This is a genomic window from Streptomyces yerevanensis, assembly GCF_000716805.1.
Lineage (GTDB): Bacteria > Actinomycetota > Actinomycetes > Streptomycetales > Streptomycetaceae > Streptomyces > Streptomyces flaveus.
The window spans coordinates 1-24784 of record NZ_JNWJ01000070.1; the positions used below are offsets into that span (position 1 = coordinate 1).

The window sequence follows — 24784 nt, forward strand, 5'->3', positions numbered from 1 at the left end:
ACATAGGGGAGGTCTTGTCGAGCCCCACGCTGGCCCGGCTGGCGAAGATCGGGGGGGGGGCGGGGCAGGTGGCGGGGGTGACGGCGGGGGGCGGGGCGGGGGCGTCCGAACGGTCCGGTGAAGCGAGGCCGTGATGTGGCTCCGCGGCAATAGTGCAGCAGGCTGCTGCACTATTTGGCTCCGGCCGAGTGCGGGCCATTTTGTCCCAGGAGGGCAGGGCCTCGACGTTCTCGTGCATGAGGCGAGGCTCGCGCACGGTGATCGTTACGCGGGGGCGAACCGTTTCATGTCACCCGAACGTGTGGGGTTCGGGCGAGCGTTCGTATGAGGGCGGCCAGGGTGGCGGGGGTGGTGGTGAGGACGGCGTCCGGGGTGTCGCTCTCTCGGAGGTGGACCGTGCCGGTGGGGGTGGCGGCGACGTAGAGGCAGTTGGCGCCCCCGGCTTCGCTGAACGACGACTTCTGCCAGATGAGTTCGGTCATTGGGGTGCTCCTCGATGGGTGTACAGCACGTGCTGGATGAGGCCCCAGGAGTCGCGTTCTTCATGACGGTCGGGTGAGGCCGTGGGGACGATCGCCGGGAGCGCGTTGCGCGCCAGGGTGGCGACGGTCGCACGGTAGTGGGCCAGGTCCTGGGCTTCGTGGAGGCTGAGTGCTGCGGCAGGGTGCTCGATGAACACCGTCTCCAAGCCTGGCACACCCGGGCTGAGGAACAGGAACGGGGCGCTGACCCAGGTGTGATGGGCCCGGTCGAACGGGAGGACCTGGACCGTCACGTGTTCGTGGGCGGCGGCGCGGATCAGGTGTGCCAGTTGGTCGCGCATGACATGAGGGCCGCCGATCACCATGTGCAGGGCCGCCTCGTGAATGATGGCGTGCAGGCGCGGGGGACGTTCGCCCGTGAGGATGCGCTGACGCGCGAGTCGGAAGCGGACGAGCGTGTCGGTCTCCGCCGTCGTGGCATCCGGCCGAGCGGACTCGAAGAGGGCGCGCATGTACGACTCGGTCTGCAACAAGCCGGGGATCAGCAGCGTCTCGTAGCTCGCGATCTCGGTGGCGCGGTCCTCCAACTCCGCCAGGTCGGTCGTGCGGGCAGGCATGAGCTTCCGGTACTCGGACCACCAGCCCTTGCCGTTGCTCTCCGCCATGCGTACCAGCTCGTCGATGTGCGGGGCACTTGTGCACCCGTACTCGCGCACCAGTTCGCGGAGACGTTCTGCGGGGATGGCGGTACGGGCGGCCTCGATGTGGTTCAGGTGCGGACGCCCCATGTCGATGAGCGCGGCGGCTTCGGCGAGGTTCAGGCCGGCGGCTTCGCGAAGCTTGCGCAGCTCGATGCCGAGTCGTCGCTGACGTTCGGTGATGTGTAGCCGTAGGGCCAAGGGTGGGCCTCCCTGAAGTTCGGGGCCAGTTTGCCGTCTTGGTGGGACAGGGTCCACCGATCTGGCTAACGAGGTTGCTAACGTGCTGAGTTATCTCTACGTTGTGTGAGGCGACGCTCACGCAGTGATGTCGGAAGCCTCGCCGTCGACGTATGCGTACACGCACGCCGTGTCGCGGAAGTGCACCGCTGATCAGCGACCCCGTTCCGGGCGGGGTCGCGCCCATGGGGCGGCAGAGACACCGCGGCCGGCGTCGGTCGACAAGGCAGTTCACGTCCAGATTCCTGCGTTCAGCGTCAGGCCGCCTTGGAGGCGTCAGCCATGGAACTTCCGCTCACCTACACCCTGTTCACCCCTGCCGTCGTGACCTCGCCCAAGGTCTGCCGGGACTTCGTGCGCTCCACTCTGGAGACGCTGGGGCTGGGCGAACTCGCCGAGACGGCTGCGTTGTGCACCTCCGAGTTGGTGACCAATGTGCACCGGCATGCGCAGGGCGACGTACATCTCAGAGCAGCCGTCGAGGCCACTCATGTTCGCGTCGCCGTGTACGACGGGAGTGCGCGGCTGCCCTCGCCCCGGCGGGCGTCGGCCGGGGATGACGGTGGGCGAGGCCTGTTCCTAGTCACCGCGCTGTCGGATGTGTGTGGGGTGACGCCGACGGAGGGTGGAAAAGGGGTGTGGTTCCAGCTCAATCGGTGACGACGCTCGGTGTCGGCCGGACGGCCGCGTCCGCGGACGCGGTGTACCGCCCTGTGGGGCGGCCTCCAGGGCGTGCGCGCATCGCGGGCCCATGACGCCTACCCCGCAGAAAGCGTGAACAGTGAAGGGCCGTGTGTCCTTTAGGTGCTCAAACGAGCGATGCGTGAACATGGCGGGGCGAAGTGCTCGCGCTGTGGGACCAGTACACCCTGGGGCCCGCCGCCGCGCCTGCCTCCGCAGCACCACATCTGTGGACACTGCCAGCCGGACCCCGATAGCTGAGGGTTCCGCGACGTTCTCCCGACGGCACGGAGACTGCCTGGTCAGCGTAGTGCGCGTCACATCCCAGGGCGTCTGGATCTTGCCGACCGGTGACATGACGCACAGGCGATTTGTCCGGTACTAGGGCGAGTAGTGGTGACGCGTGGTGGGGCAAAACGGACCTTTGGGTCGAGGGGTGGGTGGGCGCCTCGGTGGCGGCCGGGCCCGGCCCGGAGGGGAGTGTTCGGGGTGCAAGCGGACGGCTGTGAAGTGGGGTTAAACCAGACTTTCAATATGAAACGCGGAGGATTCAATACGGGATGCCCTTCATGTCAAGAAGGTGGAAGTTTCAGAGTCAAGTACGACTTTGACTCGTAGATGAGCCCTTTGTGGGACAGCGGGATCGCGGGTTACCAAGGGACCTCACCCGGCGCATCGACAGCGCGCCGGGTGCGTTCGTGCCCATCCCTTCGGAGGTAGTCCCCATGTCGCAGCGCATCACCAAGTCCCACGTTCTCCGTACGTCCCCGCTCCGTGCCAGGGCGGCTGCCATGGCCGCCGGGCTGGGGGTGTCGGTCGCGCTGGGGTCCGGGGTCGCGGCCGCCGCCGGTGATTCGGCGAACGCCGGGGCGGTGCAGGGGAGTGCTGCGGCGTCCGTACGGGAGCAGGCGGCGGTTCAGGCCGAGTCGGCGTCGAAGGCCGAGGTCGCCGCTCAGGGCAAGCCCGCCGAGGCCGTGAAGAAGGCCGCCGCCAAGAAGGCCCCGAAGCCTTCCTGGGTCGACCCGGTCCAGAAGTACAAACTCTCCGCCAGCTTCAACCAGGCCGGAAACCTGTGGAACTCGACCCACTCCGGCCAGGACTTCGCCGTCGCCTCCGGCACCAAGGTCTTCGCCACGCACGGCGGCACCGTCGTCAAGGCCGGCGGCAACGGCGCCGGTGACGGGCCCGCGTACGGCAACGCCATCGTGGTCCGGCACGGCAACGGGACCTACTCGCAGTACGCCCACCTGTCGCGCGTCGAGGTGAATGCCGGCCAGGTCGTCGCGACCGGTCAGCGCATCGGGCTCTCCGGCAACACCGGCAACTCCAGTGGTCCGCACCTGCACTTCGAGATCCGTACGTCCGCCGACTACGGCTCCGCGATAGACCCCGTACGCTTCCTGCGCGCCAAGGGCCTCACCCTCTGAGGATCCGTAAGCGACATCCGTAAGCGACAAAGGGCCTTCAGGACTCCTTGGGGGAGTTGGCTCTGGTGATCAGTTCTGTGGCGACCTCGAGGATGGCCTTGCGCTTCTCCTCGGGGTCGCCTTCGAGGTCCCTGAGGGCGAACATCCCGGCGTGCATGGAGAACAGGGCGGTGACGCAGCGGACCTGGTCGGTCATCGTGGCGTCCGGCTCCCTGAGCAGGTCCACCATGAGGAGCATGCGGTCCTTGAATTCCCCGCCGGCACGCAGCTCTCGCACGGTCGCCTGGTTCTCCTGAATGAAGCGGAACAGAGGGGCCGCGTCGTTGAGGGCCTCGCTGTAGCGGTTGAGGATCTCGCGTTTCGTCTCCAGGGTGCGCGGCTGCTGCTTGCCCCATTCGGTCAGCTCGTCGATCGGCTTCGTCAGATCCCGGAAGAGGCTGATGAGGATGTCTTCCTTGGTCCTGAAGTGGTAGTAGAGCGCCGCCTTTGTGACATTCAGCCGCTCCGCGATCTCGCGCAGGGACGTCTTCTCGTAGCCCTGCTCGGTGAAGAGTTCGAGGGCCACGTCCTGGATGCGCTGGCGGGTGTGTCCGCGTTGTTGCCTGCTGGCGCCCATCGTGGCTGCTCCTAGCGCTTCATGGGTGGGTAAAGAGGCGGGTAAAGAAAAACTTACTTGACGCCCGGCTAGTTGCGGACCTACGTTCCAAGTGTAGTCAACTTGCCGGGCGGCAAGTAAGTAGCAAGGCGGTACCAGGGGAGTGGGGACGATGGCGGACACCGAAACAGAAACAGGGGATGTGGCCGCGGACACCGGGGCAATGCAGGACAGCGGGGGCAAGAAGCCCAGGAGCGTACGCGTCGTCCTGCTCGCGCTGATGATCGCGATGATGCTCGCGATGCTCGACAACATGATCATCGGGACCGCCATGCCGACGATCGTGGGTGAGCTGGGCGGACTCGAGCATCTGTCGTGGGTCGTCACCGCGTACACGCTCGCGACCGCCGCCTCCACTCCGATCTGGGGCAAGCTCGGCGACATGTACGGCCGCAAGGGCATCTTCATGACCTCGATCGTGCTCTTTCTGATCGGGTCGGCCCTGAGCGGTATGGCGCAGGACATGGGGCAGTTGATCGGGTTCCGGGCCGTTCAGGGGCTCGGCGCCGGTGGTCTGATGGTCGGTGTCATGGCGATCATCGGCGATCTGATACCGCCCCGGGAACGCGGCAAGTACCAGGGCATGATGGCCGGCGTGATGGCGCTCGCCATGATCGGCGGACCGCTCATCGGCGGCACCATCACCGACAACTGGGGCTGGCGCTGGTCCTTCTACATCAACCTGCCGCTCGGTGCCGTGGCGCTCCTCGCCATCGGTGCCGTACTGCATCTGCCCAAGAAGCGGGCGCAGGCTCGGATCGACTACCTGGGTGCCGGGCTGCTGGCCGCGGGCATCACGGCGATCGTGCTCGTCACCACGTGGGGTGGCACCGAGTACGCCTGGGGCTCCGCCATGATCATGGAGCTGATCGGGATCGGGGTCGCCGCGCTGGTGGGCTTCGTGTTCGTGCAGACCAAGGCCGCTGAGCCGGTGATGCCGCTGCACATCTTCCGCATCCGCAACTTCTCGCTGATGTCGGTCATCGGTTTCATCACCGGGTTCGTGATGTTCGGTGCGGTGCTGTTCCTGCCGCTGTACCAGCAGGCCGTGCAGGGCGCGTCCGCGACCAACTCCGGGTTGCTGCTGCTGCCGATGCTCGGTGCGATGCTCATCGTGTCGATGGTCGCGGGGCGGGTGACCACGAACACCGGCCGGTACAAGGTCTTTCCGCTCGTGGGCAGTGTGCTGATGGCCGTCGGGCTGTTCCTGCTCGCGCAGATGGACACGGATACGTCGCGGGTCACCTCCGGTCTCTACATGGCGGTTCTCGGCGCGGGCATGGGATGCCTGATGCAGATCACCATGCTGGTCGCGCAGAACAGTGTCGAGATGAAGGACATGGGAGTCGCCTCCTCCTCCACGACCCTGTTCCGTACGCTCGGGGCGTCCTTCGGTGTCGCGATCATGGGAGCCCTGTTCAACAACCGGGTCCAGGACGTGATGGCCGAGCGGGCCGGATCGGCCGGGTCCGCGGTCACCGAACGGTCCGCGCAGTTGGACGCGGCGAGTCTGGCGAAGTTGCCGGAGGCGGCTCGGGAGGCGTATCAGCACGCGGTGTCCTCCGGTACGCATTCGGCGTTCCTGCTGGGGTCGATCGTGGCCGTTGTGGCTTTGGTGGCGGCTGTATTCGTGAAGGAGGTGCCGTTGAAGGGGGCGGCGCCGCAGGAGGCCGAGGGCCCGGTGAGTGACGGTGACCTTCCGTCGAAGGGGGCGGTGGCGGAGCGGGTCTGAGGGTGGTTTGTTTCGCCCCCGCCGCCCCTACTACCCGTCCCATGCTCGGAGCTGCGCCCCCGAACCCTCGCTGATCGGCCTGGCGGCCTCGTCCTCAAACTCCCCCAGCTACCTCCCCAGCGGTAGCTGGGGGAGTTTGAGGAACGGGGTCCGGGGCGAAGCCCCGAGGGCGTCCAGGAGGTGGAGCCCTCAGCGAGGTCCAGGGCCGGAGCCCTTGGTGGGCGGGGGGCGGAAGGCGCGCGTCGGAGCGTTGTCAGTGGCGCGTGCCACCATCGACGGCATGGACAAGATGCGGCAGCTGCGGCTGGCCAAGGATGCGATGGATCGGGACTGGGCGGAGCCCGGGCTCGACCTCGATGCCGTGGCCGCGCACGCCGGGTACTCGCGGTATCACTTCATACGCGCCTTCAAGGAGGCGTATGGGGAGACGCCCGGGCAGTATCTGACGCACCGCCGCATCGAACGGGCCGAGGACCTGCTGCGCACCGCGAACCTGTCGGTGACGGAGATCTGCCACCTCGTCGGCTTCAGCAGTCTGGGTACGTTCTCGGCCCGGTTCAAGGCGTTCACCGGACTGACGCCCAGTGAGTACCGGGCGAAGCACGTGGGGCGCGGGACCGCCCTCATACCGGGGTGCTACGTCATGCACTGGGCCGGCGGCTTCAGATCGGCTCCTGCCGGCGCAGAACCCAGTGCACAGCCCAACGCACAGCGCAATTCTGGAGAAGCGGACTGACGGCGCCGCTGCCTACCGTGACATGACAAGCACGAACCGCAGCCCGCAGCCACAGGAGCACGCCATGATCAAGGGTCTCGCCATCTCGACCGTCTGGGTCCTGGACCAGGACCGGGCCAAGAAGTTCTACACCGAGAAGCTCGGCCTCGAGGTCCGTACGGACATGACGATGGGTGAGGGCGGCATGCGCTGGCTCACCGTCGGTTCCCCGGATCAGCCCGGCGTCGAGCTCACGCTGATGGTGCCGAACGGGCCAGGGATGGACCCCGAGTCCGCCGAGATGATCAAGAAGCTCGTCGCCAAGGGCGCCCTCGGCGCGGGCGTGCTGACCACCGACGACATCCACGGCGACTACAAGAAGCTCAAGGACCGCGGCGTGGAGTTCCTCCAGGAACCCCAGGAGCGGCCGTACGGCACAGAGGCGCTGTTCCGCGACGACTCCGGGAACTGGTTCTCGTTCACCCAGCCCCGCGAGGGCGGTCTCGACCTGGACAAGGACTGGACCTGCTGAAGCCCCGGGGGCGCCGCACCGGCGCCCTACTCCGGCAGCATCGGATAGCTCCCCGTATTCGTCGGCGCGTGCTCCGGCAGCCACAGCACCGCCACCGCCCCCTCCGCGGGCACGTCCTCCGGCGCAGCCACGGGGCGTACGTTGCGGAAGGTGAGCCGTGCGCCCAGCACCCGGGCCTGGCCTGCCGCGATGGTCAGGCCAAGGCCGTGACCGTGGCCCGCGCGGTCGGTGCTGCCGGTGCGGAAGCGGCTCGGCCCTTGGGCCAGCAGTTCCTCGGGGAAGCCGGGCCCGTGGTCGCGTACGCGGATGACCCGGCCCTCCACCGTGACCTCGATGGGCGGCCTGCCGTGCTTGGCGGCGTTGACCAGCAGGTTGATGAGGACCCGCTCCAGGCGGCGCGGGTCGGTGGTGACCTGCGACTCGTGCACCACCCGCATCTTGATGGCCGCGTCCCGCGCCGCCACCCGCCGGCTCACGAACTCGCCCAGCAGGATGTCCTGCAACTCGGCCCGCTCGGACGCGCTGTCCAGTCGGGCCACCTCAAGGACGTCCTCGACGAGCGTACGCATCGCCTGTGCCCGGTCCCGTACGAGTTCCGTCGGCCGCCCCGGTGGCAGCAGCTCGGCCGCCGTGAGCAGCCCGGTCACCGGCGTACGCAGCTCGTGCGCGATATCGGCGGTCACCCGGCGCTCGGCCTCCAGGCGCCGACTGAGCGCGTCCGCCATCGCGTCCACGGCCCGCGCGAGGTCATCGGTCTCGTCGCGTACGACTCCACCGATGGCGTCCCGCACCCGTACATCCGTCTCGCCCTGCGCGACCTGCCGGGCCGCCGTGGCCGCCTTGCGCAGCCGCCGCGAGAGCTGGCCGCCGATGAGGACACCGAGCGCGCAGCCGCCGAAGACGAGCACGCTCGAACCGATGAGCAGCGCCTGGTCGAGGTCGTCAAGGACGGCCGCGCTGCGGTCGGTGAACCCCGTGTGCAGCGACAGGATCCGGCCGTCCTTGAGCGGTACGGCGGCCCAGATGTCGGGCACACCGCCGGGGCCGCCCGCCACATAGGTCGCCCGCCGGCCGGCCGTGGCCTTCGCCAGCAGGTCCCCCGGCAGGTCCGGATCGTCGATCTTGATGCCGGGGAAGTTGGTCCGCCCGGACGTCTCGTAGTTCCGCTGCGCGATCTGCACGCGCTCGTCCGCCAGGTCGCGCGCGTTGGAGAGCATCGAATACCGGGCGGCGTTGTGCACGACCAGGCTCAGGGATACGGCCACCAGCGCCCCGACCGCGGCGATCGCCGCGCTGAGCTTCCACCTGAGACCCGTACGCAGCATCGGCCGCGTGAATCTCCGGCGGCGGTCCGGATTCCCGCCCGGATTCCCGCTCGGATTCCCGCTCGGATTCCCGCCCGGATTCCCGCTCGGACTCGTGCTCGTCCCCCGCATGATCCGGTCAGGCCTTCAACTTGTAGCCGAAGCCGCGGACCGTCTCGATCCGGTCCTGGCCGATCTTCGTACGCAGCCGCTGCACATGGACGTCGACGACGCGGGTGTCACCGCCCCAGCCGTAGTCCCACACCCGCTCAAGCAGCTTGTCGCGCGAAAGCACGGTCCCCGGCACGGACGAGAACTCCAGGAGCAGCCGCATCTCGGTGGGCGTCAGCGCCACCGGCGTACCGCCCCTGCGGACCTCCATGCCCTCCCTGTCGATCTCCAGATCGCCGTCACCGAACGACAGCACACCGCCGTCGACGGACGAGGAACTCCCGGCCTCGGCGGCGGCCCGCTGCCCGCTCGCATGCCCGAAGCGCCGCAGCACCGCGCGGATCCGGGCGACCAGGACGGCCCCGTCGAAGGGCTTGGTGACGTAGTCGTCGGCGCCCGCCTCCAGGCCCAGTACGACATCGATGGAGTCGGCGCGGGCCGACAGCATGATCACCGGGACCGTGGACTCGTCGCGGATCCGGCGGCACAGCGAGACGCCGTCCAGGCCCGGCACCATCACATCGAGGAGCGCGATGTCGGGCTGGTCCGCACGGAACGCCTCCAGGCCGGCCAGTCCGTCGGGCATGGCGGTGACCACGAAGCCGTCGCGCTCCAGCGCGAGCTGGGTGGCCTCGCGGATGACGTCGTCGTCCTCGACGAACAGGACGTGGGTCTGCTCTGCCATCCGGTGCTCTCAGTTCTCCGTCGGTCGGTTGTCGGGAGGCATCGATTGTCAGCGAAGGCCAGCCGATTGTCAGCGGACAGGGTCGGTTGTCAGGTGTCGGGCAGGGCCAGCGTCAGGCGGGGGTCAGTCCTCGGCCGGAGCCGCCGTCTCGCCGTCAACCACCTTGCTGTAGTCGTTGTGCGTGCGGGCCCGCTCCGTGAAGCGGTCCGTGGTCCAGCGGTACGTGATCACTACCTCGCCGGACGGAAGCGCCACCGAGTCGCCCTTCTCGTACACCTGCTGGGTGACCACCAGGTCGCCCCGGTCGATCTCCGCGTAGACCGGGGACTCCTCGGCCCTGAAGACGTTCTCGTACTCATCGCCCTGCTCGCGATACACATACGAGCCGACTCCGACCGCATCGCCGCAGGTCAGCACGTTGACCACGATGTCGTTCGCGGATCCGCCCGTCAGCTTGCCGTACGAGACGTCGACCGGGTACTCGTCGGCGACGCACGGCTGCAGATCGCGCTTGACCGCCGCGCTGACCTTCGGGTCGGCCTTGAGGAGCCGGACCGCGTCCACGCTCGGCGCGGCCGTGGAGGGCGAGGCGGAGGGCGCGACGGCGCCCACCGACACCGAGTCGGAACGGGCCGGGCCCTCGTCGCGGGCGCCGGTGCCGCCCGTCCCGCAGGCGGATACCAACAGGCCGAGGACGGCGATCACGGCCACTGCCGTGATCGCCGCCTTCAGGGCCCCACGGGCCCGCGGGGGCTCCGTGTCCGGTCCTGCGTCTAGGCCGCGCAACGCTCCTGCTCCTTAGCCTTGTCCCTGCCCGCCTTGCCCGGTTCGAGCGCGCGCCCCTCATAGCCGCGGCTCTCCAGCTCCTCGCGGAGCCGGGCCAGGGCCCGGTGCAGCGTGCTCTTGACCGTTCCGGCCGACATACCGAGGGCGGCGGCCGTCTCTTCCGTGGACATCTGCTCCCAGTGTCGCAGCACCACGACACTGCGCTGCTTCGGAGCCAGCACCTTCAGGATGTCCATCAGCAGCGCGCGATCCGCGTGCTGCTCGGTCGAGTCGTCCACGCTCGCGTCCGGCAGCTGCTCGGTGGGGACCTCCTCCAGCTTGCGGGCCCGCCACCACTCCGTACGCGTGTTGATCATGACGCGGCGCAGATAGGCGTCCGCGAGACGCTTGTCCGCGATTCCGTCCCAGCGGCCGTACGTGCGGACCAGCGCCGTCTGCAGCAGGTCCTGGGCGTCGACCGGGTCCGGCACCAGACGGCGGGCACTGCGCAGCAGCGCGTCCTGCCTGATGCGTACGTACTCTTCGAACTCGAGCACCTCGCCGTGCGCCATGTCCAACCGCCTCCGATCCCCGTTACCGACCTGCCTGCTGCCGGCTGTTCTCCGCTTCGTGTGCCGCTGGTCCGCGGTACGCCAATGAAGCTACGGAGGGCTTGTCACGGGGTTGTCCGAGCGAGCCTGCGGCGAGCGCTCGGCTGTCCGTCGGTTGTGTAACGGAAGTAGGGCGGGAGTAAAGAGGTATGGGGGATGGAGCGGGATTGGGGGGATTTGCCCGCCAGGGTTGCCGGCGGTAACGCCGCGTTGTGTGTCAGTGGGCTGAGGGGAACCTGTGATTCGCCTTGCAGAACCTGTGGGACGGCTGAGATCGGTTGAGGTCGACTGAGGGGGAAGGGCGAGGCCGACTGGAGGGGGAGGGGCTGGTACGCGCGTCAGGTGAGGGGAAGTCGGTACAGGCCACCGGGGAGGGGCTCGACCAGACCGTCGGCGACCAGGCCGTCCAGGGCGCGGGCGCGTTGGACGGGCTCGTCCCAGACGCGGTCGAGGACCGGCTGCGGGACCGGGCCGGACGTGTCGCGCAGGACGGCGAGGAGCCGGCCGCGCACCTGGCGGTCCGTGCCCGCGTACGTCTGGCCGCGGCGCGGCGGGCCCTCGTACGCGGGTTTGCCGGCCAGGCGCCAGGCGCACTGGGCCGCGATCGGACACCGTACGCAGCTCTCGTTCTTCGCCGTGCAGACCAGCGCGCCGAGTTCCATGGAGGCGGCGGCCCAGCGCGAGGCCGTGTGCTCGTCCTCGGGCAGCAGGGCGCGGGCGAGCTTGCGTTCGGCGGCGGTGGTGGCGGTCGGGGGGTACTGCACACCGGTGACGGCTCGCGCGAGCACGCGGCGCACGTTCGTGTCGAGGACGGCATGGCGCTGCCCGTACGCGAACGAGGCCACGGCGGCGGCCGTGTACTCGCCGATGCCGGGCAGGGCGAGCAGCTTCGCGTGATCGGTGGGTACGTCCCCGCCGTGGCGCTCCGCTATGGCCGTGGCGGCTCCGTGCAGGCGCAGTGCGCGCCGTGGGTAACCGAGGCGTCCCCAGGCCCTGACGGCCTCGCCCGGGGACTCCTTGGCGAGGTCGGCGGGGCGGGGCCAGCGTTTGAGCCACTGCTCGTACACCGGCAGCACGCGGTTGACCGGCGTCTGCTGCAGCATGAACTCGCTGACCATGACGCCCCAGGGGCCGGCTTCGGGGCGGCGCCAGGGGAGGTCGCGGGCGTGTTCTTCGAACCAGTGGATGACGGGGGTGTGGAGGGTTTCGGTGGGCGCAGTCATTTCGCCACCGATCCTGCCATGTGCCTCCGGCGGTTGGGCGGTCATGGGTTTGTTTTTGTCTGCGGGTGCGTCGTGGCTGGTCGCGCCGTTCCCCGCGCCTGCCTCCGGCGGTTGGGCGGGGCGCCTACGGGGGTGGTTCGTTTGGTTCGTGGGCGGGTGCGGGTTGGTGGGTGGCTGGTCGCGCAGTTCCCCGCGCCCCTGGGTGGGTGGGGGGTCGGGGTCGTGGGCCGGTGCGTCAGCCCGTCGCAGGGCGGGCGTACGACCCTGGGCGGGTACACGGTGCGGGTTCTCCGAGACAGAACCTAAGCGACGGGCATACGACGCACCGGCCCACGACCCCTCCCGCCGGAGGGAAACTGCGGGCAGTCGGGGGTACGGGCTTTCCCGGGGCGCCCGGGAAGGCGCAGGCTTTTGCTTTTAGGGGCGCGGGGAACTGCGCGACCAGCCACGACGCACCCGCACCCGCGACACGACATGTCACCCACCACCCCCTGGCGGGGGTCCGGGGCGGCAGCCCCAGTTTCGGGAAGGGGCGGGGTTGGGGAAGAAAAACCCTTCAGCCCAGCCCCCGCGGCGGCGGAACCCCTGACGATCGGCAGGGGCGGCAGCCGCCCGCCCGCTTGTAGCGTCGGGGAGATGGAACGTCGTCGGAGGAGGGCCGCGGACGCCCTGCTGTGGGCGGCACTGGCCGTGCCGGTCGTCACAGTCGACCGCATCGGCCTGAACGAACCCCGCACCCCGGCGGAGCAACTCGCGGGCATCGCAACCCTGGCCGCAGCCGCAGCGATACGGCGCAGAAGCCCGCTGACGGCCTTCGCGGCAACCGCGGCCCTCAGCCTCGCCTCGGAACCCGCCCTGCTCACCCTCTCGTACGGCCCGGCCCTCGCCGTCTTCGCCCTCCTGCTCGGCCGGCACGCACAACAAACCCGCCCCGCCCTGACGGCATTCGGCGCGGTCGGCGTCCTCGGCACGTTCCAGATAGCGGTACGAGGAGTCGACCCGTCGGCCCAATACCTCGTACTCATCGGCACGTTGCTCTTCGGCGTCGTGTTCCCCTGGCTCGGCGGCCGGTACTGGCGCCAGAACCGCGAACAACTGGAACGGGAGCAACGGATCGCCGAGGACCGGGCACGACTGCGCGAACGGGCCCGTATCGCCCAGGACATGCACGACTCCCTCGGCCACGAACTGAGTCTGATCGCCCTGCGCGCCGGCGTCCTCCAACTCGCCCCCGACCTCGCGGAGCACCACCGCACGGCCGCCGCCGACCTCCGCGAGGCCGCCTCCGACGCCACGGAACGGCTCCACCGCATCATCGGCCTGCTGAGGGAGGAGGACGACGAGCCGGCCCCGCTGACCCCGGCCGGCGAGAGTGTCGAGGAACTCGTGGCCCGCGCCGCGGAGTCGGGCCTCCGGGTGCGCTGGGAGGAGACGGGGCCGGCCGGTGCGTACTCGCTCGTCGAGCGGATCGTCCACCGGGTCGTACGCGAGGCCCTGACCAACGCCGCCCGGCACGCGCCCGGCGCGGCAGTCACCGTCGCGGTGCGGCGAGAGGCCGGCGGTACGGAGGTGAGCGTGGTCAACGGGGCGGCGTCCACGGAAGAGGGTTCGTCGTCTGGGGGTACGGGGTTGCTGGGGCTGCGGACGGTGGTCGAGGGTGTCGGCGGTCGGTTCGAGGCGGGGGCGTACGGGGAGGGCTTCCGGGTCAAGGCGTACGTACCTGCCGGTCCGGTCGTTCCGGGCAAGGAGGCCGTCGCGTACCTCCTGCCGAGCCCGCCCGCGCATGCCCGTCGCCGCGTGGTCTTGTCGTTCGCGGGTGCCGTCGCCGCTGGAGCCGTCTTTCTCGGCGGAGCCTTCGCCTGGTACGCGTACACGAAGACGCACTCGGTCCTGAAGCCTGGCGACTACGCCGAACTGCGCCTCGGAACTCCGCTCGACGACGCCGAACGCGTACTGCCCGACCGCACGGTGAGCGACCCACCGGTGGAACGCGCCCCCGCCGCGCCGAAGGGGACCGACTGCCGTTACTACCGCGCGAGCGGCGAACTCTTCGTCCCCGTCGAGCACTTCAGACTGTGCTTCGACGACAGGGGACGGCTGGTCGCCAAGGACGTGGTCCCCAGAGGCGATACGGCCGGACAGGTGCCTGAGGAGGGGAAGGAAGAGTGGGTGCGGTGATCCGCGTACTGCTGGCCGACGACGAGGCGATGGTCCGCGCCGGCGTGAAGGCGATCCTCGATGCCGGAGGCGGGGGCGGCATCGAGGTTGTCGCGGAGGCCGCCGACGGACGCGAGGCCGTCGCGCTGACGCAGGCTCACCGGCCTGATGTGGCGCTGCTCGACATCCGGATGCCTCGCCTGGACGGGCTCGCGGCCGCGGAGGAGATCGTACGGACCGTGCCCGGAGCGGCGGTCGCGATCCTGACGACCTTTTCGGAGGACGCGTATGTGGCCCGGGCGCTGGGCGGTGGTGCCACGGGTTTCCTGTTGAAGTCCGGTGATCCGCACGAACTCGTCGCGGGGGTGCGGGCGGTCGCGGACGGGGCCGCGTTCCTCTCGCCGAAGGTGGCCCGGCACGTGATCGACGGTTTCGGCGCCGGGCGGCGGCTGAGTCGCGAGGCCGCCGCCCGTGACCGCGTCGCGTCGCTCACTCCCCGCGAACGTGAAGTCCTCGGGCTGCTCGGAGCCGGCCTTTCGAACCCCGAGATCGCTGCTCGCCTGCACCTCGTGGAGGGCACGGTGAAGGCGTATGTGAGCGCGATTCTCGACCGGTTGGAGGTCAGAAACCGCGTCCAGGCGGCGATCGTGGCGTACGAGGCGGGCTTGGCCGAGTAAGTGCCGAGCAAGCGTCACCTCAGCTTCGGCCCGCGAACCACCGCACCGGCCCCGCCGCCGATCCCCGCATCGCCTCCGCCACCCGTGCCGCCGGACGCGCCGTCAGGCGTACGAAGGTGAAGGCGACGAGCGTGCCGAGGGCCAGGCCCGCCACCGTGTCGTGCGGGTAGTGCACGCCGACGAACACCCGGGAGAAGGCCATGAGCAGGGCCATCGGAGCCGTCAGCCACAGGATGCCCCGCCAGGTCAGCGCGAGCGCTACCGTCGCGGCGCCCGCGATCGTGGCGTGGTTGCTGGGGAAGGACCAGTCGCCGTGTGGTGGGCAGTCGACGAGTGGGGCGGTCGCGTCGGCGACGGCTCGGCACGGGCGTTCCTCGTCGACGGCGGACTTGAGCAGTTCGCTGCACACGTACGCCACGGCCGTGGCCAGAGGCGCGAGGACCGCGATCGCGAAAGCCCCCGGTTCGCTCCGCCGCCGACGCCACCAGGCGGCGACGAAGAGGACGCCGTAGAGCAGCAGTCCGGCCTCCGTCCATATCTCGGCCAAGTGCTGTAACCACGTCGGGGTGTCGTGGGCGGCGTCGGTGATCTCTCGGTAAAGGTCGGCGTCCATGGTCACGGACGGTATTCAAGGGTCGTCCGTCGTCACATCCTGCGATCGTCGGGACCTCGACCTGACGAAAGACAGGGGTGGGCCGGGCTGTTGCGGGATGATGATCCGGAAAAGTTGGGGCTCAGGGCGGCGGGTGGGGCCAGCGAACTCGCGGATCTCTCGTAAGGTTTGCGCCGTGGGATCTCTGCGCAATCCTGTCGGGCCGCTTCCCTCCTCCATCTACTGGCGTCGGAGGGCCGTTCTGGTGTCCTTGGTCGCGCTGTTGGCGTTGCTGATCACCTGGATCGTCACCTCTGGCGGCGGGGGCAGCAACAACGGCGCCGACGGGTCCAACGGCAAGAATCCCGCGCCCTCCATCACGCCCGGCCCCACCAGTTCGGGGCCCGCGATCAGCGAAGCCCCGGGCGGACGCGACGAGTCGGGCGACGAGACTGGCGGCAGCGGCAGCGGCAGCGGCAGCGGTGGCAGTGGGGGGAGCGGAGGAAGCGACGGGTCCGAGGACTCCGGCGGTGGCTCCGCGGGCTCCGGTGGGGCGGACGGCTCCTCCGGTGGCGCGGGCGGTACCGGTGGTGGCTCGGCCGGTGTCGGGGGTGGGGGTGTCTCCGGGGATACGGTTCCCGCCGGGTCCAGCCTTCCCAACTGCACGCCTGGAGCAGTGAAGTTGACGCTGCGCAGCGTCCGGAACGCGTACTCCCCCGACGAGCAGCCCGAACTGGAACTGATCGTCACGAACTCCTCCGCCACCGACTGCAAGCTCGATCTCGGCCCGAAGGAAGCGGTGCTGACGATCACTCAGGCGGGCGGCGACGACGAGCTGTGGTCCTCGGCCGACTGCCCGACGGGCGCCGGCAGCGTCCTGTACCGCATCCCGGCGAAGGCCAGCGTCACCCGCAACCTGGAGTGGGACCGCAAGGCGAGCGCCCCCGAGTGCGCCACGCCGCCAGCGGGTTCGGCAAGCGCGGGCACGTACTTGGTGGAGGCCACGGCTCCGGGCATGACGACGGCCAGGACGTCATTCGTCCTGGAGAAGGACTAGGGGGGCGCGCTCCCTTTTTCTGGGCCCGGGCAGCCGCAGGCTTTTTAGGGGCGCGGGGAACTGCGCGATCAGCCACGACGGGCCTACAGTCGCCCACGAACCGAACCCACCACCCCCGTAGGCGCCCCGCCCAACCGCCGGAGGCTAGACGTACCGCTCCAAGATCGACGACTCCGCCAACCGCGAAAGCCCCTCCCGAACGCTCCGCGCCCGCGCCTCGCCGACGCCGTCCACCGTTTGGAGGTCGTTGACGCTCGCGGCGAGCAGCTTCTGCAGGCCGCCGAAGTGCTCGACCAGGCGGTCGATGATCGCGCCGGGCAGCCGCGGCACCTTGGCGAGGAGCCGGTAACCGCGCGGTGACACCGCGGAGTCGAGGGTCTCGGGGGCGCCGGTGTAGCCCAACGCCCTTGCCACCGTGGGCAGTTCGAGCAGCTCGGCGTGGCTGAGCGCGTCGAGTTCGGCGAGGGCCTCGTCGACCGTGCGGGAGCGCTTGGCGGTGGGCTCCGGTACGTAGTCCCGTACGACGAGCTCGCGCTCGGGCTCGACGCCCGCGATCAACTCGTCCAGCTGGAGGGCGAGAAGGCGACCGTCCGTGCCCAGCTCCACCACGTACTCGGCGATCTCCGTGGCGATCCGGCGCACCATCTCCAGACGCTGGGCCACCGCCGAGACGTCCCGGACGGTGACCAGGTCCTCGATTTCGAGGGCGGAGAGCGTCCCCGCGACCTCGTCGAGGCGGAGCTTGTAGCGCTCCAGCGTCGCCAGGGCCTGGTTGGCGCGGGAGAGGATGGCCGCCGAGTCCTCCAGGACGCGGCGTTGTCCGTCCACGTACAGCGCGATCAGGCGCATGGACTGGGAGACGGAGACGACGGGGAAGCCGACCTGCTTGGAGACCCGGTCGGCCGTGCGGTGCCGGGTGCCCGTCTCCTCGGTGGGGATGGTCGGGTCGGGCACCAGCTGTACGCCCGCCCGCAGGATCTTGGTGATGTCCTTGTCGACGATGATGCCGCCGTCGAGCTTGCACAGCTCTCGCAGCCGGGTCGCCGTGAACTCGACGTCCAGGACGAAGCCGCCCGTGCACATCGACTCGACCGTCTTGTCCCAGCCGAGCACGATGAGCCCGCCGGTGTTGCCGCGGAGGATCCGCTCCAGGCCGTCGCGAAGACCCGTGCCGGGTGCCACGGCGCTCAGTGAGGCGCGCATCAGCCCATCGGCACCGGAGCTCCCACCGGACTTTCCGGGAGCTGCCGCCCGGTCATTGGCTGCCACTGCACTCCTCCGGTCGCAGGTTCTGGGGCGCTCCCGTTTCGCATACTTCTTTCGTACGGACGGTCGAGACCTGGGCAAAGTCTACCGGCGCTCCTCCTCGTCCCGTGGGGCCTCTCGACGACGCGACCTCGGAAGCACCTGCAGCGCGTCCCCCATGTCGGCCACTTCCAGGACCTTCATACCGGGAGGGATCTTGCCGGGATCGCCCGGTACGAGCGCGTGTGTGAAGCCCAGACGATGGGCTTCGGCGAGTCTGCGCTGGACGCCCGTGACCCGTCTGACCTCGCCCGCGAGGCCCACTTCGCCGATCGCCACGAGATTCTTGGGGAGCGGGGTGTCGCTCGCGGCGGAGGCCAGGGCGAGGGCGATCGCCAGGTCCGCGGCCGGCTCGGAGAGCTTCACGCCGCCGACCGTCGCGGAGTAGATGTCCCGCTTTCCCAGGGCGGTGATCCGGCCGCGCTGCTCCAGGACGGCGAGCATCATCGAGACGCGGGAGGTCTCCAGACCCGAGGTCGTACGCCTGGGGGAGGGGATCTGCGAGTCGACGGTGAGCGCCTGGACCTCGGCGACCAGGGGGCGGCGGCCTTCGAGGGTGACGGTCAGGCATGTGCCGGGGACGGGCTCGGCGCGGCGGGTGAGGAACAGACCGCTGGGGTCGGCGAGTCCGGTGATGCCCTCGTCGTGCAGTTCGAAGCAGCCGACCTCGTCCGTCGTGCCGTACCGGTTCTTGACGCCTCGTACGAGCCTCAGGCGTGCGTGCCGGTCGCCCTCGAAGCTCAGGACGACGTCCACGAGATGCTCCAGGAGACGGGGGCCCGCGATGGCGCCGTCCTTGGTGACATGGCCCACAAGGAGGGTGGACATGCCGCGCTCCTTGGAGGCGCGGATCAGGGCTCCGGCCACCTCGCGGACCTGGGCCATGCCTCCGGGGGCGCCGTCGATCTCCGGAGAGGCCACGGTCTGTACGGAGTCGAGGATCAGCAGGGACGGCTTCACCGCGTCCAAGTGGCCGAGAACGGCGGCCAGATCGGTCTCCGCGGCGAGATACAGGTGGTCGTCGATCGCCTTGATGCGGTCGGCGCGGAGGCGGACCTGGCTCGCGGACTCCTCGCCGGTGATGTAGAGCGTGCGATGTTCGTCACTTGCCGACTTGGCCGCCACGTCCAGCAGCAGCGTGGACTTGCCGACGCCCGGCTCGCCCGCGACGAGCACGACCGCGCCCGGCACCAGTCCGCCGCCGAGAACCCGGTCCAGCTCCGGTACGCCGGTGGGGCGGGCGGTCGCCGTGCGGCCGTCGACCTGGCCGATGGGCACCGCGGACGTCGTGACCCGGCCGGGAGTCGTCGTACGGACCGCGGGCGCGCCGTACTCCTCGACCGTCCCCCAGGCCTGGCACTCGGGGCAGCGGCCGAGCCACTTGGCCGTCTGCCAGCCGCATTCGGTGCAGCGGTAGGACGGCCGGTCCTTCGCGGTCTTCGTACGGGCAGCCATGCACGAACCGTAACCGCCACCACTGACAACGCCGCCCCCGCCCACGAACCTGCTCATGACCACGTGCTTCCGGCCCCGCCGCCAAGATCAGGACACCCTTCGCAAACAGGCCCCAACCGATCCGGAACGCGCCGCGGAATTGAGCGTTCCTGTCCCCTTATGGAGGATCGTTTCACCCGTATGGATTAAAAGCGCTCATGCAGGGAGAAGCGGTCGCCGCCCGACGCCTACGGTCCCTCGGGTGATGAGCCGCAGTCCGGAAACCACCACGCACACCACCGGCGCGAGCCGGGCGCACCGCGCCGCACCCGACCGGGCAGCGGTCCGTACGTCGGCCGGTACGTCGGCGCAGTGCCCGCCCGCGCGCTACGAGCCGTATCTGGACGGCCTGTTCACGTACTGCCTGTCCGTGCTCTGCGACCACGACGCGGCGGTCGCCGCCCTCGGTGACGCCCTCGCGCTCGCCGAGCGCCGCGGCCCGCGCGGCGTGCAGGCCCCCGACGAGTGCAGGGCCTGGCTGTACGCCCTCGCCCGCTGGGCCTGTCTGCGCAAGCTCGCGGAGACCACGGACAAGGACCAGCAGGGCGACCGACGGCAGAGCGACAGTCGGCAGGGCGACAGTCGGCGGTCCAACCGCCGGTCCCGACAGGCCGAGCCCGTCCGGCAGAAACGTCGTGGCACGCGCGCGTCGGACGCCGAAGAAGACCGTCGCCGTCGCGAACTCACCCTGCTCGCCTGGCCGGAGGCCGCCGGGACCACGCCCGAGCAGCGCGAGGCGCTCGAACTGGCCGTACGGCACCAGCTCGCCGTCCGCGAGGTCGCCGCCGTCCTCGGCATGGATCTGCTCGCCGCCCGCGAGCTCCTCGGTGCCGCCGCCTGCGAGGTCGAGCGCACCCGCGCGGCCCTCGCCGTCGTCGAGACCGGCGCCTGCCCGGTCGTCGCCCGGCTCACCGGCGACGACCGGCTGGTCCTCAGCACGCCCCTGCGCCGCGAACTGGTCCGGCACGTCGACGACTGCCCGCGCTGCCGCCGTACCGCCGAGCGCGCGATCCCCGGCTCCTGGCCCGGCACCAGCGTCACGCCTGCCGAGCTCCCCGCACTCGAAGCCCCGCGCGCCGCCCTCCACATGGCGATGGCGCATGCCCCACGCGCGCGGGGCGGCACTCCGCGCTTCGACCGGCGCGGCTTCCCGATGGACCCCAAGGACGACGCGGCCCGCCGCAGTCGCCTGCGCGCGCGTGCCATCACGACGACGGTCGTCGCCACTGTCGTGGCGGCTCCCGTACTCGCCCTGTTGGTGGCCTACCGCGGCGCCCCCCTCACCGGCGAGGGCTCACCGGGCCGCCCGATCACCGCGAGCGAGGCGCACGGCCCCGACGCACTCGGCGGCGAGCGCGCGGGCGACTACGAGAACGCGGGCAGTGCCAGCGCGAAGCCTGACGCGCAGCTCAGCGGGGGAACCGGCGAGGGAAAACGTTCGTCCGAAGTCTCCGTCTCCGTCCAGGTCACCGGCGCGGCCTCCGGCCGGCAGAAAAGCGGCCTCTCCGTAGAGGCCGATTCCAGCGGCGACACGACGCTGATCACCCTGAAGGCATCCGGAAGCTCACCGGTCCACTGGTCCGCGCGCACCGGCGCCTCCTGGCTCTATCCGAGCCAGTCGTCGGGAACGCTGCGGCCCGGCGAGTCGTTGACGATCAAGGTGTACGTCGATCATCTCCGCGAACCGAACGGCCCCTGGAACGCGCGGGTGTCGATCGCACCCGCGGACGCGGTGGTCTTCATCAGCGGTTACGGAACGGCGGGCCCGTCACACCCGGCCCCCGCCCCGGACGCGACCCCGAGCGCTCCCACGCCCTCCGCCCCCGGCTCCACACCGAGCGACCCGACCCCCTCGGCCCCCGAGCCCACGCCCACCGGCCCGCCCCCGTCCGAGCCGGACCCGACCCCCACGGAACCCACGGACCCGCCCCCGCCGCCGAGTGACGGCAGCACCCCGACTCCCTCGGGAAACTAGCCCTCAAGGGGCGCGGTACGCCCCACAACCCCCGTCAGCCGACCGGATCCGCCGGATGCGGTGCCACCAGCGGCAGCTGGGACGCCAGCCGCTCCTCGCACAGCTCCACCAGCCGGTCGTACGCGGCCTTGCCCATCATCTCGATGAGCTCGGGCCGGTACGTGACGTACACCGGTTCGCCCGATCCGTGCGCGGAGGTCGCCGACGTGCACCACCAGTGCAGGTCGTGGCCGCCCGGACCCCAGCCGCGGCGGTCGTACTCGCCGATCGAGATCTGGAGTACGCGCGTGTCGTCGGGCCGGTCGATCCAGTCGTACGTCCGTCGCACGGGCAGCTGCCAGCAGACGTCCGGCTTGGTCTCCAGGGGCTCGCGGCCCTCCTTGAGAGCCAGGATGTGCAGCGAGCAGCCCGCGCCTGCCTCGAAGCCGGGGCGATTCTGGAAGATGCACGAGCCCTGGTACGGCCGGGTCTGCCGGGAGCCCTCCTCGTCCTTCGAGACCCAGCCGGTCTCCATGCCGACGTCGTGGTTCTGCCAGATCTCCGGCGTGAGCCTCGCCACATGCCCTGCTACGCGCTTCTCGTCGTCCTCGTCCGAGAAATGGGCACCGAGCGAGCAGCACCCGTCGTCCGCGCGACCCGCTTGGATGCCCTGGCAGCCGCTGCCGAAGATGCAGTTCCAGCGCGAGGTCAGCCAGGTCAGATCGCAGCGGAACACCTGCTCGTCGTCGGCCGGATCCGGGAACTCCACCCACGCGCGCGCGAAGTCGAGCCCCTTCTCGTCCGGCTCGGACGCCGGGACAGCGGCCTTCTTCGGGAAGTTCTTGGATGAGTTCTTCGGAGCCTGTTTCGGGGGCTTCTTGGTCTTGCCGGGCGCCTTCGCCTGCGAAGAACCCTTGGCTGATGTGGCCGAGCCTGCCGATTTGTCGGTCTTCGCCTTTTTCGTCTTTGGCACGCGTCCAGGGTAAGTCGCCGGGAACCACTTCGGGGACCAGCAGGGGGCCCGCTCGCAGTAGCGTGCGTACATGAGACTCGGTGTCCTCGACGTGGGTTCGAACACGGTGCATCTGCTGGTGGTGGATGCACACCCTGGCGCGCGCCCGTTGCCCGCGCATTCGCACAAGGCGGAGCTGCGGCTCGCCCAACTCCTCGACGAGAACGGGTCGATCGGCCCCGAGGGCGTCGACAAACTGATCTCCGTCGTCCGGGAGGCGCTCGACGCGGCCGAGGACAAGGGCGTCGAGGACCTCCTGACGTTCGCGACCTCCGCCGTGCGCGAGGCGACCAACGCCGACGACGTACTGGAGCGGGTGCGCACCGAGACGGGCGTCGAACTCCAGGTCCTCACCGGCGCGGAGGAGGCCCGGCTCACCTTTCTCGCCGCCCGCCGCTGGTTCGGCTGGTCGGCCGGAAAGCTGCTGGTCATCGACATCGGCGGCGGCTCCCTGGAGATCGCGTACGGCATCGACGAGGAACCCGACGCGGCGGTGTCACTGCCGCTCGGCGCGGGCCGCCTGACGGCCGCCTGGCTGCCCGGCGACCCACCGGACCCCGCGGACGTCAAGGCACTGCGTCGGCATGTACGCGCCCAGATCGCCCGTACGGTCGGCGAGTTCAGCCGCTTCGGAGCCCCCGACCACGTGGTCGCCACCTCCAAGACGTTCCGCCAGCTCGCCCGCATCGCGGGAGCCGCCCGCTCGGCAGAGGGCCTCTACGTACAACGCGAACTCAAACGCAGGTCCCTGGAGGACTGGGTCCCCCAGCTGGCCACCATGACCACAGACCAACGCGCCGAACTCCCAGGCGTCTCCGAGGGCCGAGCAGGCCAACTCCCGGCAGGCGCCCTGGTGGCAGAGGCCGCGATGGACTTGTTCGGCGTGGAGACGCTGGAGATCTGCCCGTGGGCACTGAGGGAGGGCGTGATCCTCCGGCGCCTGGATCACATGGCCTCGGCATAGAGGGAGGGGCCCCTGGTCCCGAAGGGGCCGGGGCCCCGACAGGGGCGCGGGGAACTGCGCGCTCAGCCACACACAACCCGCACCCGCCCGCGGCGCAAACCCCAACGCCGATTAGGCGAACCGTACGACAAGCAACGGCACCCTTCGGCCAAGGCGAGCCGCCCCCGCACAACCGCCGGAGGCACCCCGTACTCTGTCCCTCGTGGCAGAACCAGTGGTCCGCATCCCGGATGCGAAGGTCGCGCTGTCGACGGCCTCTGTCTATCCGGAGTCGACAGCGACGGCCTTCGAGATCGCCGCGCGCCTCGGGTACGACGGGGTCGAAGTCATGGTGTGGACCGACCCGGTCAGCCAGGACATCGAGGCGCTGCGCAGGCTCAGCGACTACCACCAGATCCCGGTCCTGGCCGTCCACGCCCCCTGCCTGCTCATCACCCAGCGCGTCTGGTCCACCGACCCCTGGGTCAAGCTCCAGCGCGCCAGGTCCGCCGCCGAGAAGCTCGGCGCCTCCACGGTCGTCGTGCATCCGCCGTTCCGCTGGCAGCGCCAGTACGCCCGCGACTTCGTCACCGGGATCTGGCGGATGGCCAACGAGACGGACGTACGGTTCGCCGTCGAGAACATGTACCCCTGGCGCTACCGTGACCGCGAGATGCTCGCGTACGCCCCCGACTGGGACGTGACGAAGGACGACTACCGCCACTTCACGATCGACCTGAGCCACGCCTCCACGGCCCGCGCCGACACCATGCAGTTGCTCGACCGGATGGGCGACCGCCTCGGCCACGTCCACCTCGCCGACGGCCGGGGTTCGGCGAAGGACGAGCATCTCGTCCCGGGGCGCGGCGACCAGCCCTGCGCCGAGCTCCTGGAGCGGCTCGCCCTGAGCGGCTTCGACGGTCATGTCGTCATCGAGGTCAACACCCGCCGGGCCATGTCCAGCGCCGAACGTGAGGCCGACCTCGCCGAGGCCCTCGCCTTCACCCGGCTCCACCTCGCCTCGGCGCTGCGGGTCGCCGGCTCATGACCGACACGGCCCCCCGACGTCGCGGACGGCCCTCCCGTACGCAGTCGGCGGACGCCCCCGCAGCACGTGACCGCATCCTGGCGGCGGCCCGTGAGGAGTTCTCCGAGCGCGGCTACGACAAGACGTCCGTACGCGGCATCGCCAAGACGGCCGGGGTCGACTCGGCGCTGGTGCATCACTACTTCGGCACCAAGGAGCAGGTCTTCGAGGCGTCCATCGAGGTCGCCTTCGGACCCGTCCTGAACGCCCCCGGCTCGATTGCCGAGGGCCCCCTCGACGGCGTCGGCGAGCGACTGGCCCGCTTCTTCTTCGGGGTCTGGGAGAACCCGGCGACGCGTACGCCACTGCTCGCGATCGTTCGCTCCGCCATGAACAACGAGGCCGCGGCCTCCGTCTTCCGCCGCCTCATCTCCACCCAGGTGCTGCGCCGCGTCGCCAGGCAGCTCGACCTCCCGGACGCGGAGCTGCGCGCCGAGCTCGCGGCCGCCCAGCTCGTCGGGATCGCGCTGCTGCGGTACGTGATCAAGGTGGAGCCGCTGGCGTCCGCGGACCCGGAGGAGATCATCGCGCGTGTCGCGCCGGTGGTTCAGGGGCATCTGACGGGGCCCTGAACGAGGGGTCCTG

General features: G+C 70.1%; 24 protein-coding genes. 12 read left to right on the forward strand and 12 right to left on the reverse strand.

Annotated elements, in window-relative coordinates; translation table 11 throughout:
• Window positions 1-284 precede the first annotated feature (284 nt).
• Window positions 285-482 (reverse strand): DUF397 domain-containing protein, encoded by a 198-nt coding sequence (locus OP79_RS41660; protein WP_033328324.1) that lies wholly within the window; start codon window positions 480-482, stop codon window positions 285-287.
• Entirely contained in the window at window positions 479-1381 is a 903-nt protein-coding gene (locus OP79_RS41665) for a helix-turn-helix domain-containing protein (RefSeq protein WP_033328325.1), read from the reverse strand. The genes OP79_RS41660 and OP79_RS41665 overlap by 4 nt, the downstream gene beginning before the upstream one ends.
• A 321-nt stretch (window positions 1382-1702) precedes the next feature.
• Here OP79_RS41665 and OP79_RS41670 point away from each other — a divergent pair, with 321 nt between their 5' ends.
• Both OP79_RS41670 and OP79_RS41675 read left to right on the forward strand, forming a co-directional pair.
• Window positions 1703-2080 carry an ATP-binding protein gene (locus OP79_RS41670; protein ID WP_033328326.1) on the forward strand — a complete coding sequence of 126 codons (378 nt, stop codon included), beginning with the start codon at window positions 1703-1705 and terminating at the stop codon, window positions 2078-2080.
• Window positions 2081-2826: 746 nt separating this feature from the next.
• A complete protein-coding gene (locus tag OP79_RS41675) occupies window positions 2827-3528 on the forward strand; it encodes a M23 family metallopeptidase (RefSeq protein ID WP_033328327.1) in 702 nt (233 codons plus the stop codon).
• Window positions 3529-3565: 37 nt separating this feature from the next.
• Here the strand turns inward: OP79_RS41675 and OP79_RS41680 are convergent, their stop codons facing one another.
• Window positions 3566-4144: a TetR/AcrR family transcriptional regulator gene (locus OP79_RS41680; protein WP_033328328.1), complete on the reverse strand. Its 579-nt coding sequence runs from the start codon at window positions 4142-4144 to the stop codon at window positions 3566-3568.
• 151 nt (window positions 4145-4295) lie between these two features.
• Here OP79_RS41680 and OP79_RS41685 point away from each other — a divergent pair, with 151 nt between their 5' ends.
• The 3 genes from OP79_RS41685 to OP79_RS41695 all read left to right on the forward strand — a co-directional run bounded on the left by OP79_RS41685 (window position 4296) and on the right by OP79_RS41695 (window position 7162).
• On the forward strand, window positions 4296-5915 hold the full coding sequence (locus tag OP79_RS41685; RefSeq protein WP_078492353.1) for an MDR family MFS transporter: 1620 nt from the start codon (window positions 4296-4298) through the stop codon (window positions 5913-5915).
• Window positions 5916-6204: 289 nt separating this feature from the next.
• The gene (locus tag OP79_RS41690; RefSeq protein ID WP_078492356.1) at window positions 6205-6651 is read left to right on the forward strand and encodes a helix-turn-helix transcriptional regulator; all 447 of its coding nucleotides are present in this window, start codon (window positions 6205-6207) and stop codon (window positions 6649-6651) included.
• A 64-nt stretch (window positions 6652-6715) separates the two neighbouring features.
• On the forward strand, window positions 6716-7162 hold the full coding sequence (locus tag OP79_RS41695) for a VOC family protein (protein WP_033328330.1): 447 nt from the start codon (window positions 6716-6718) through the stop codon (window positions 7160-7162).
• Between the two features lie 26 nt (window positions 7163-7188).
• Here OP79_RS41695 and cseC read toward each other — a convergent pair whose 3' ends face one another.
• From cseC to OP79_RS41720, 5 genes are all read right to left on the reverse strand, one after another.
• Window positions 7189-8487 (reverse strand): two-component system sensor histidine kinase CseC, encoded by a 1299-nt coding sequence (gene cseC, locus OP79_RS41700; protein ID WP_033328331.1) that lies wholly within the window; start codon window positions 8485-8487, stop codon window positions 7189-7191.
• A 118-nt stretch (window positions 8488-8605) separates the two neighbouring features.
• Window positions 8606-9322, reverse strand: a complete 717-nt coding sequence (gene cseB / locus OP79_RS41705; RefSeq protein WP_033328332.1) for a two-component system response regulator CseB — start codon at window positions 9320-9322, stop codon at window positions 8606-8608.
• A 123-nt stretch (window positions 9323-9445) separates the two neighbouring features.
• A complete protein-coding gene (locus OP79_RS41710) occupies window positions 9446-10108 on the reverse strand; it encodes a hypothetical protein (RefSeq protein WP_425428678.1) in 663 nt (220 codons plus the stop codon).
• On the reverse strand, window positions 10096-10659 hold the full coding sequence (locus OP79_RS41715; RefSeq protein ID WP_033328333.1) for a SigE family RNA polymerase sigma factor: 564 nt from the start codon (window positions 10657-10659) through the stop codon (window positions 10096-10098). Before OP79_RS41715 ends, OP79_RS41710 begins: the two co-directional genes overlap by 13 nt.
• Window positions 10660-11036: 377 nt before the next feature.
• Complete coding sequence (locus tag OP79_RS41720) at window positions 11037-11921, reverse strand: HhH-GPD family protein (protein WP_106972617.1); 885 nt, start codon at window positions 11919-11921, stop codon at window positions 11037-11039.
• Window positions 11922-12557: 636 nt separating this feature from the next.
• On the opposite strand from OP79_RS41720, the gene OP79_RS41725 reads away from it, so the two are divergent.
• Together OP79_RS41725 and OP79_RS41730 are read left to right on the forward strand one after the other, a co-directional pair.
• Window positions 12558-14099 (forward strand): sensor histidine kinase, encoded by a 1542-nt coding sequence (locus tag OP79_RS41725; RefSeq protein ID WP_033328334.1) that lies wholly within the window; start codon window positions 12558-12560, stop codon window positions 14097-14099.
• Complete coding sequence (locus OP79_RS41730; RefSeq protein ID WP_033328353.1) at window positions 14096-14755, forward strand: response regulator transcription factor; 660 nt, start codon at window positions 14096-14098, stop codon at window positions 14753-14755. Before OP79_RS41725 ends, OP79_RS41730 begins: the two co-directional genes overlap by 4 nt.
• Window positions 14756-14774: 19 nt before the next feature.
• Here OP79_RS41730 and OP79_RS41735 read toward each other — a convergent pair whose 3' ends face one another.
• Complete coding sequence (locus tag OP79_RS41735) at window positions 14775-15368, reverse strand: phosphatase PAP2 family protein (RefSeq protein ID WP_033328354.1); 594 nt, start codon at window positions 15366-15368, stop codon at window positions 14775-14777.
• A gap of 175 nt (window positions 15369-15543) precedes the next feature.
• Between OP79_RS41735 and OP79_RS41740 the strand changes: the two genes are divergently transcribed.
• Window positions 15544-16404: a hypothetical protein gene (locus tag OP79_RS41740; protein WP_078492355.1), complete on the forward strand. Its 861-nt coding sequence runs from the start codon at window positions 15544-15546 to the stop codon at window positions 16402-16404.
• A gap of 144 nt (window positions 16405-16548) precedes the next feature.
• Here the strand turns inward: OP79_RS41740 and disA are convergent, their stop codons facing one another.
• Window positions 16549-17673 carry a DNA integrity scanning diadenylate cyclase DisA gene (gene disA, locus OP79_RS41745; RefSeq protein WP_033328335.1) on the reverse strand — a complete coding sequence of 375 codons (1125 nt, stop codon included), beginning with the start codon at window positions 17671-17673 and terminating at the stop codon, window positions 16549-16551.
• Window positions 17674-17754: 81 nt separating this feature from the next.
• Window positions 17755-19164, reverse strand: a complete 1410-nt coding sequence (radA, locus tag OP79_RS41750) for a DNA repair protein RadA (RefSeq protein WP_033328336.1) — start codon at window positions 19162-19164, stop codon at window positions 17755-17757.
• A gap of 244 nt (window positions 19165-19408) precedes the next feature.
• Here radA and OP79_RS41755 point away from each other — a divergent pair, with 244 nt between their 5' ends.
• Window positions 19409-21178 (forward strand): BACON domain-containing protein, encoded by a 1770-nt coding sequence (locus OP79_RS41755; RefSeq protein WP_063742106.1) that lies wholly within the window; start codon window positions 19409-19411, stop codon window positions 21176-21178.
• Between the two features lie 34 nt (window positions 21179-21212).
• On the opposite strand, the gene OP79_RS41760 is transcribed toward OP79_RS41755, so the two are convergent.
• Window positions 21213-22130 carry a DUF3109 family protein gene (locus OP79_RS41760; protein ID WP_033328356.1) on the reverse strand — a complete coding sequence of 306 codons (918 nt, stop codon included), beginning with the start codon at window positions 22128-22130 and terminating at the stop codon, window positions 21213-21215.
• 70 nt (window positions 22131-22200) lie between these two features.
• On the opposite strand from OP79_RS41760, the gene OP79_RS41765 reads away from it, so the two are divergent.
• The 3 genes from OP79_RS41765 to OP79_RS41775 all read left to right on the forward strand — a co-directional run bounded on the left by OP79_RS41765 (window position 22201) and on the right by OP79_RS41775 (window position 24771).
• A complete protein-coding gene (locus tag OP79_RS41765) occupies window positions 22201-23133 on the forward strand; it encodes a Ppx/GppA family phosphatase (RefSeq protein WP_033328338.1) in 933 nt (310 codons plus the stop codon).
• Between the two features lie 202 nt (window positions 23134-23335).
• Entirely contained in the window at window positions 23336-24160 is an 825-nt protein-coding gene (locus tag OP79_RS41770; protein WP_033328339.1) for a sugar phosphate isomerase/epimerase family protein, read from the forward strand.
• Window positions 24157-24771, forward strand: a complete 615-nt coding sequence (locus OP79_RS41775; protein WP_033328340.1) for a TetR/AcrR family transcriptional regulator — start codon at window positions 24157-24159, stop codon at window positions 24769-24771. Before OP79_RS41770 ends, OP79_RS41775 begins: the two co-directional genes overlap by 4 nt.
• Window positions 24772-24784: the final 13 nt, after the last annotated feature.

Bases quoted from the DNA above. Each gene is read 5' to 3' on its own strand.
- OP79_RS41660 (WP_033328324.1), bottom strand. From the start codon at position 482: ATGACCGAACTCATCTGGCAGAAGTCGTCGTTCAGCGAAGCCGGGGGC.
- OP79_RS41670 (WP_033328326.1), top strand. From the start codon at position 1,703: ATGGAACTTCCGCTCACCTACACCCTGTTCACCCCTGCCGTCGTGACC.
- OP79_RS41675 (WP_033328327.1), top strand. From the start codon at position 2,827: ATGTCGCAGCGCATCACCAAGTCCCACGTTCTCCGTACGTCCCCGCTC.
- OP79_RS41680 (WP_033328328.1), bottom strand. From the start codon at position 4,144: ATGGGCGCCAGCAGGCAACAACGCGGACACACCCGCCAGCGCATCCAG.
- OP79_RS41685 (WP_078492353.1), top strand. From the start codon at position 4,296: ATGGCGGACACCGAAACAGAAACAGGGGATGTGGCCGCGGACACCGGG.
- OP79_RS41690 (WP_078492356.1), top strand. From the start codon at position 6,205: ATGCGGCAGCTGCGGCTGGCCAAGGATGCGATGGATCGGGACTGGGCG.
- OP79_RS41695 (WP_033328330.1), top strand. From the start codon at position 6,716: ATGATCAAGGGTCTCGCCATCTCGACCGTCTGGGTCCTGGACCAGGAC.
- cseC (WP_033328331.1), bottom strand. From the start codon at position 8,487: ATGCTGCGTACGGGTCTCAGGTGGAAGCTCAGCGCGGCGATCGCCGCG.
- cseB (WP_033328332.1), bottom strand. From the start codon at position 9,322: ATGGCAGAGCAGACCCACGTCCTGTTCGTCGAGGACGACGACGTCATC.
- OP79_RS41715 (WP_033328333.1), bottom strand. From the start codon at position 10,659: ATGGCGCACGGCGAGGTGCTCGAGTTCGAAGAGTACGTACGCATCAGG.
- OP79_RS41720 (WP_106972617.1), bottom strand. From the start codon at position 11,921: ATGACTGCGCCCACCGAAACCCTCCACACCCCCGTCATCCACTGGTTC.
- OP79_RS41725 (WP_033328334.1), top strand. From the start codon at position 12,558: ATGGAACGTCGTCGGAGGAGGGCCGCGGACGCCCTGCTGTGGGCGGCA.
- OP79_RS41735 (WP_033328354.1), bottom strand. From the start codon at position 15,368: ATGGACGCCGACCTTTACCGAGAGATCACCGACGCCGCCCACGACACC.
- radA (WP_033328336.1), bottom strand. From the start codon at position 19,164: ATGGCTGCCCGTACGAAGACCGCGAAGGACCGGCCGTCCTACCGCTGC.
- OP79_RS41755 (WP_063742106.1), top strand. From the start codon at position 19,409: ATGAGCCGCAGTCCGGAAACCACCACGCACACCACCGGCGCGAGCCGG.
- OP79_RS41765 (WP_033328338.1), top strand. From the start codon at position 22,201: ATGAGACTCGGTGTCCTCGACGTGGGTTCGAACACGGTGCATCTGCTG.
- OP79_RS41775 (WP_033328340.1), top strand. From the start codon at position 24,157: ATGACCGACACGGCCCCCCGACGTCGCGGACGGCCCTCCCGTACGCAG.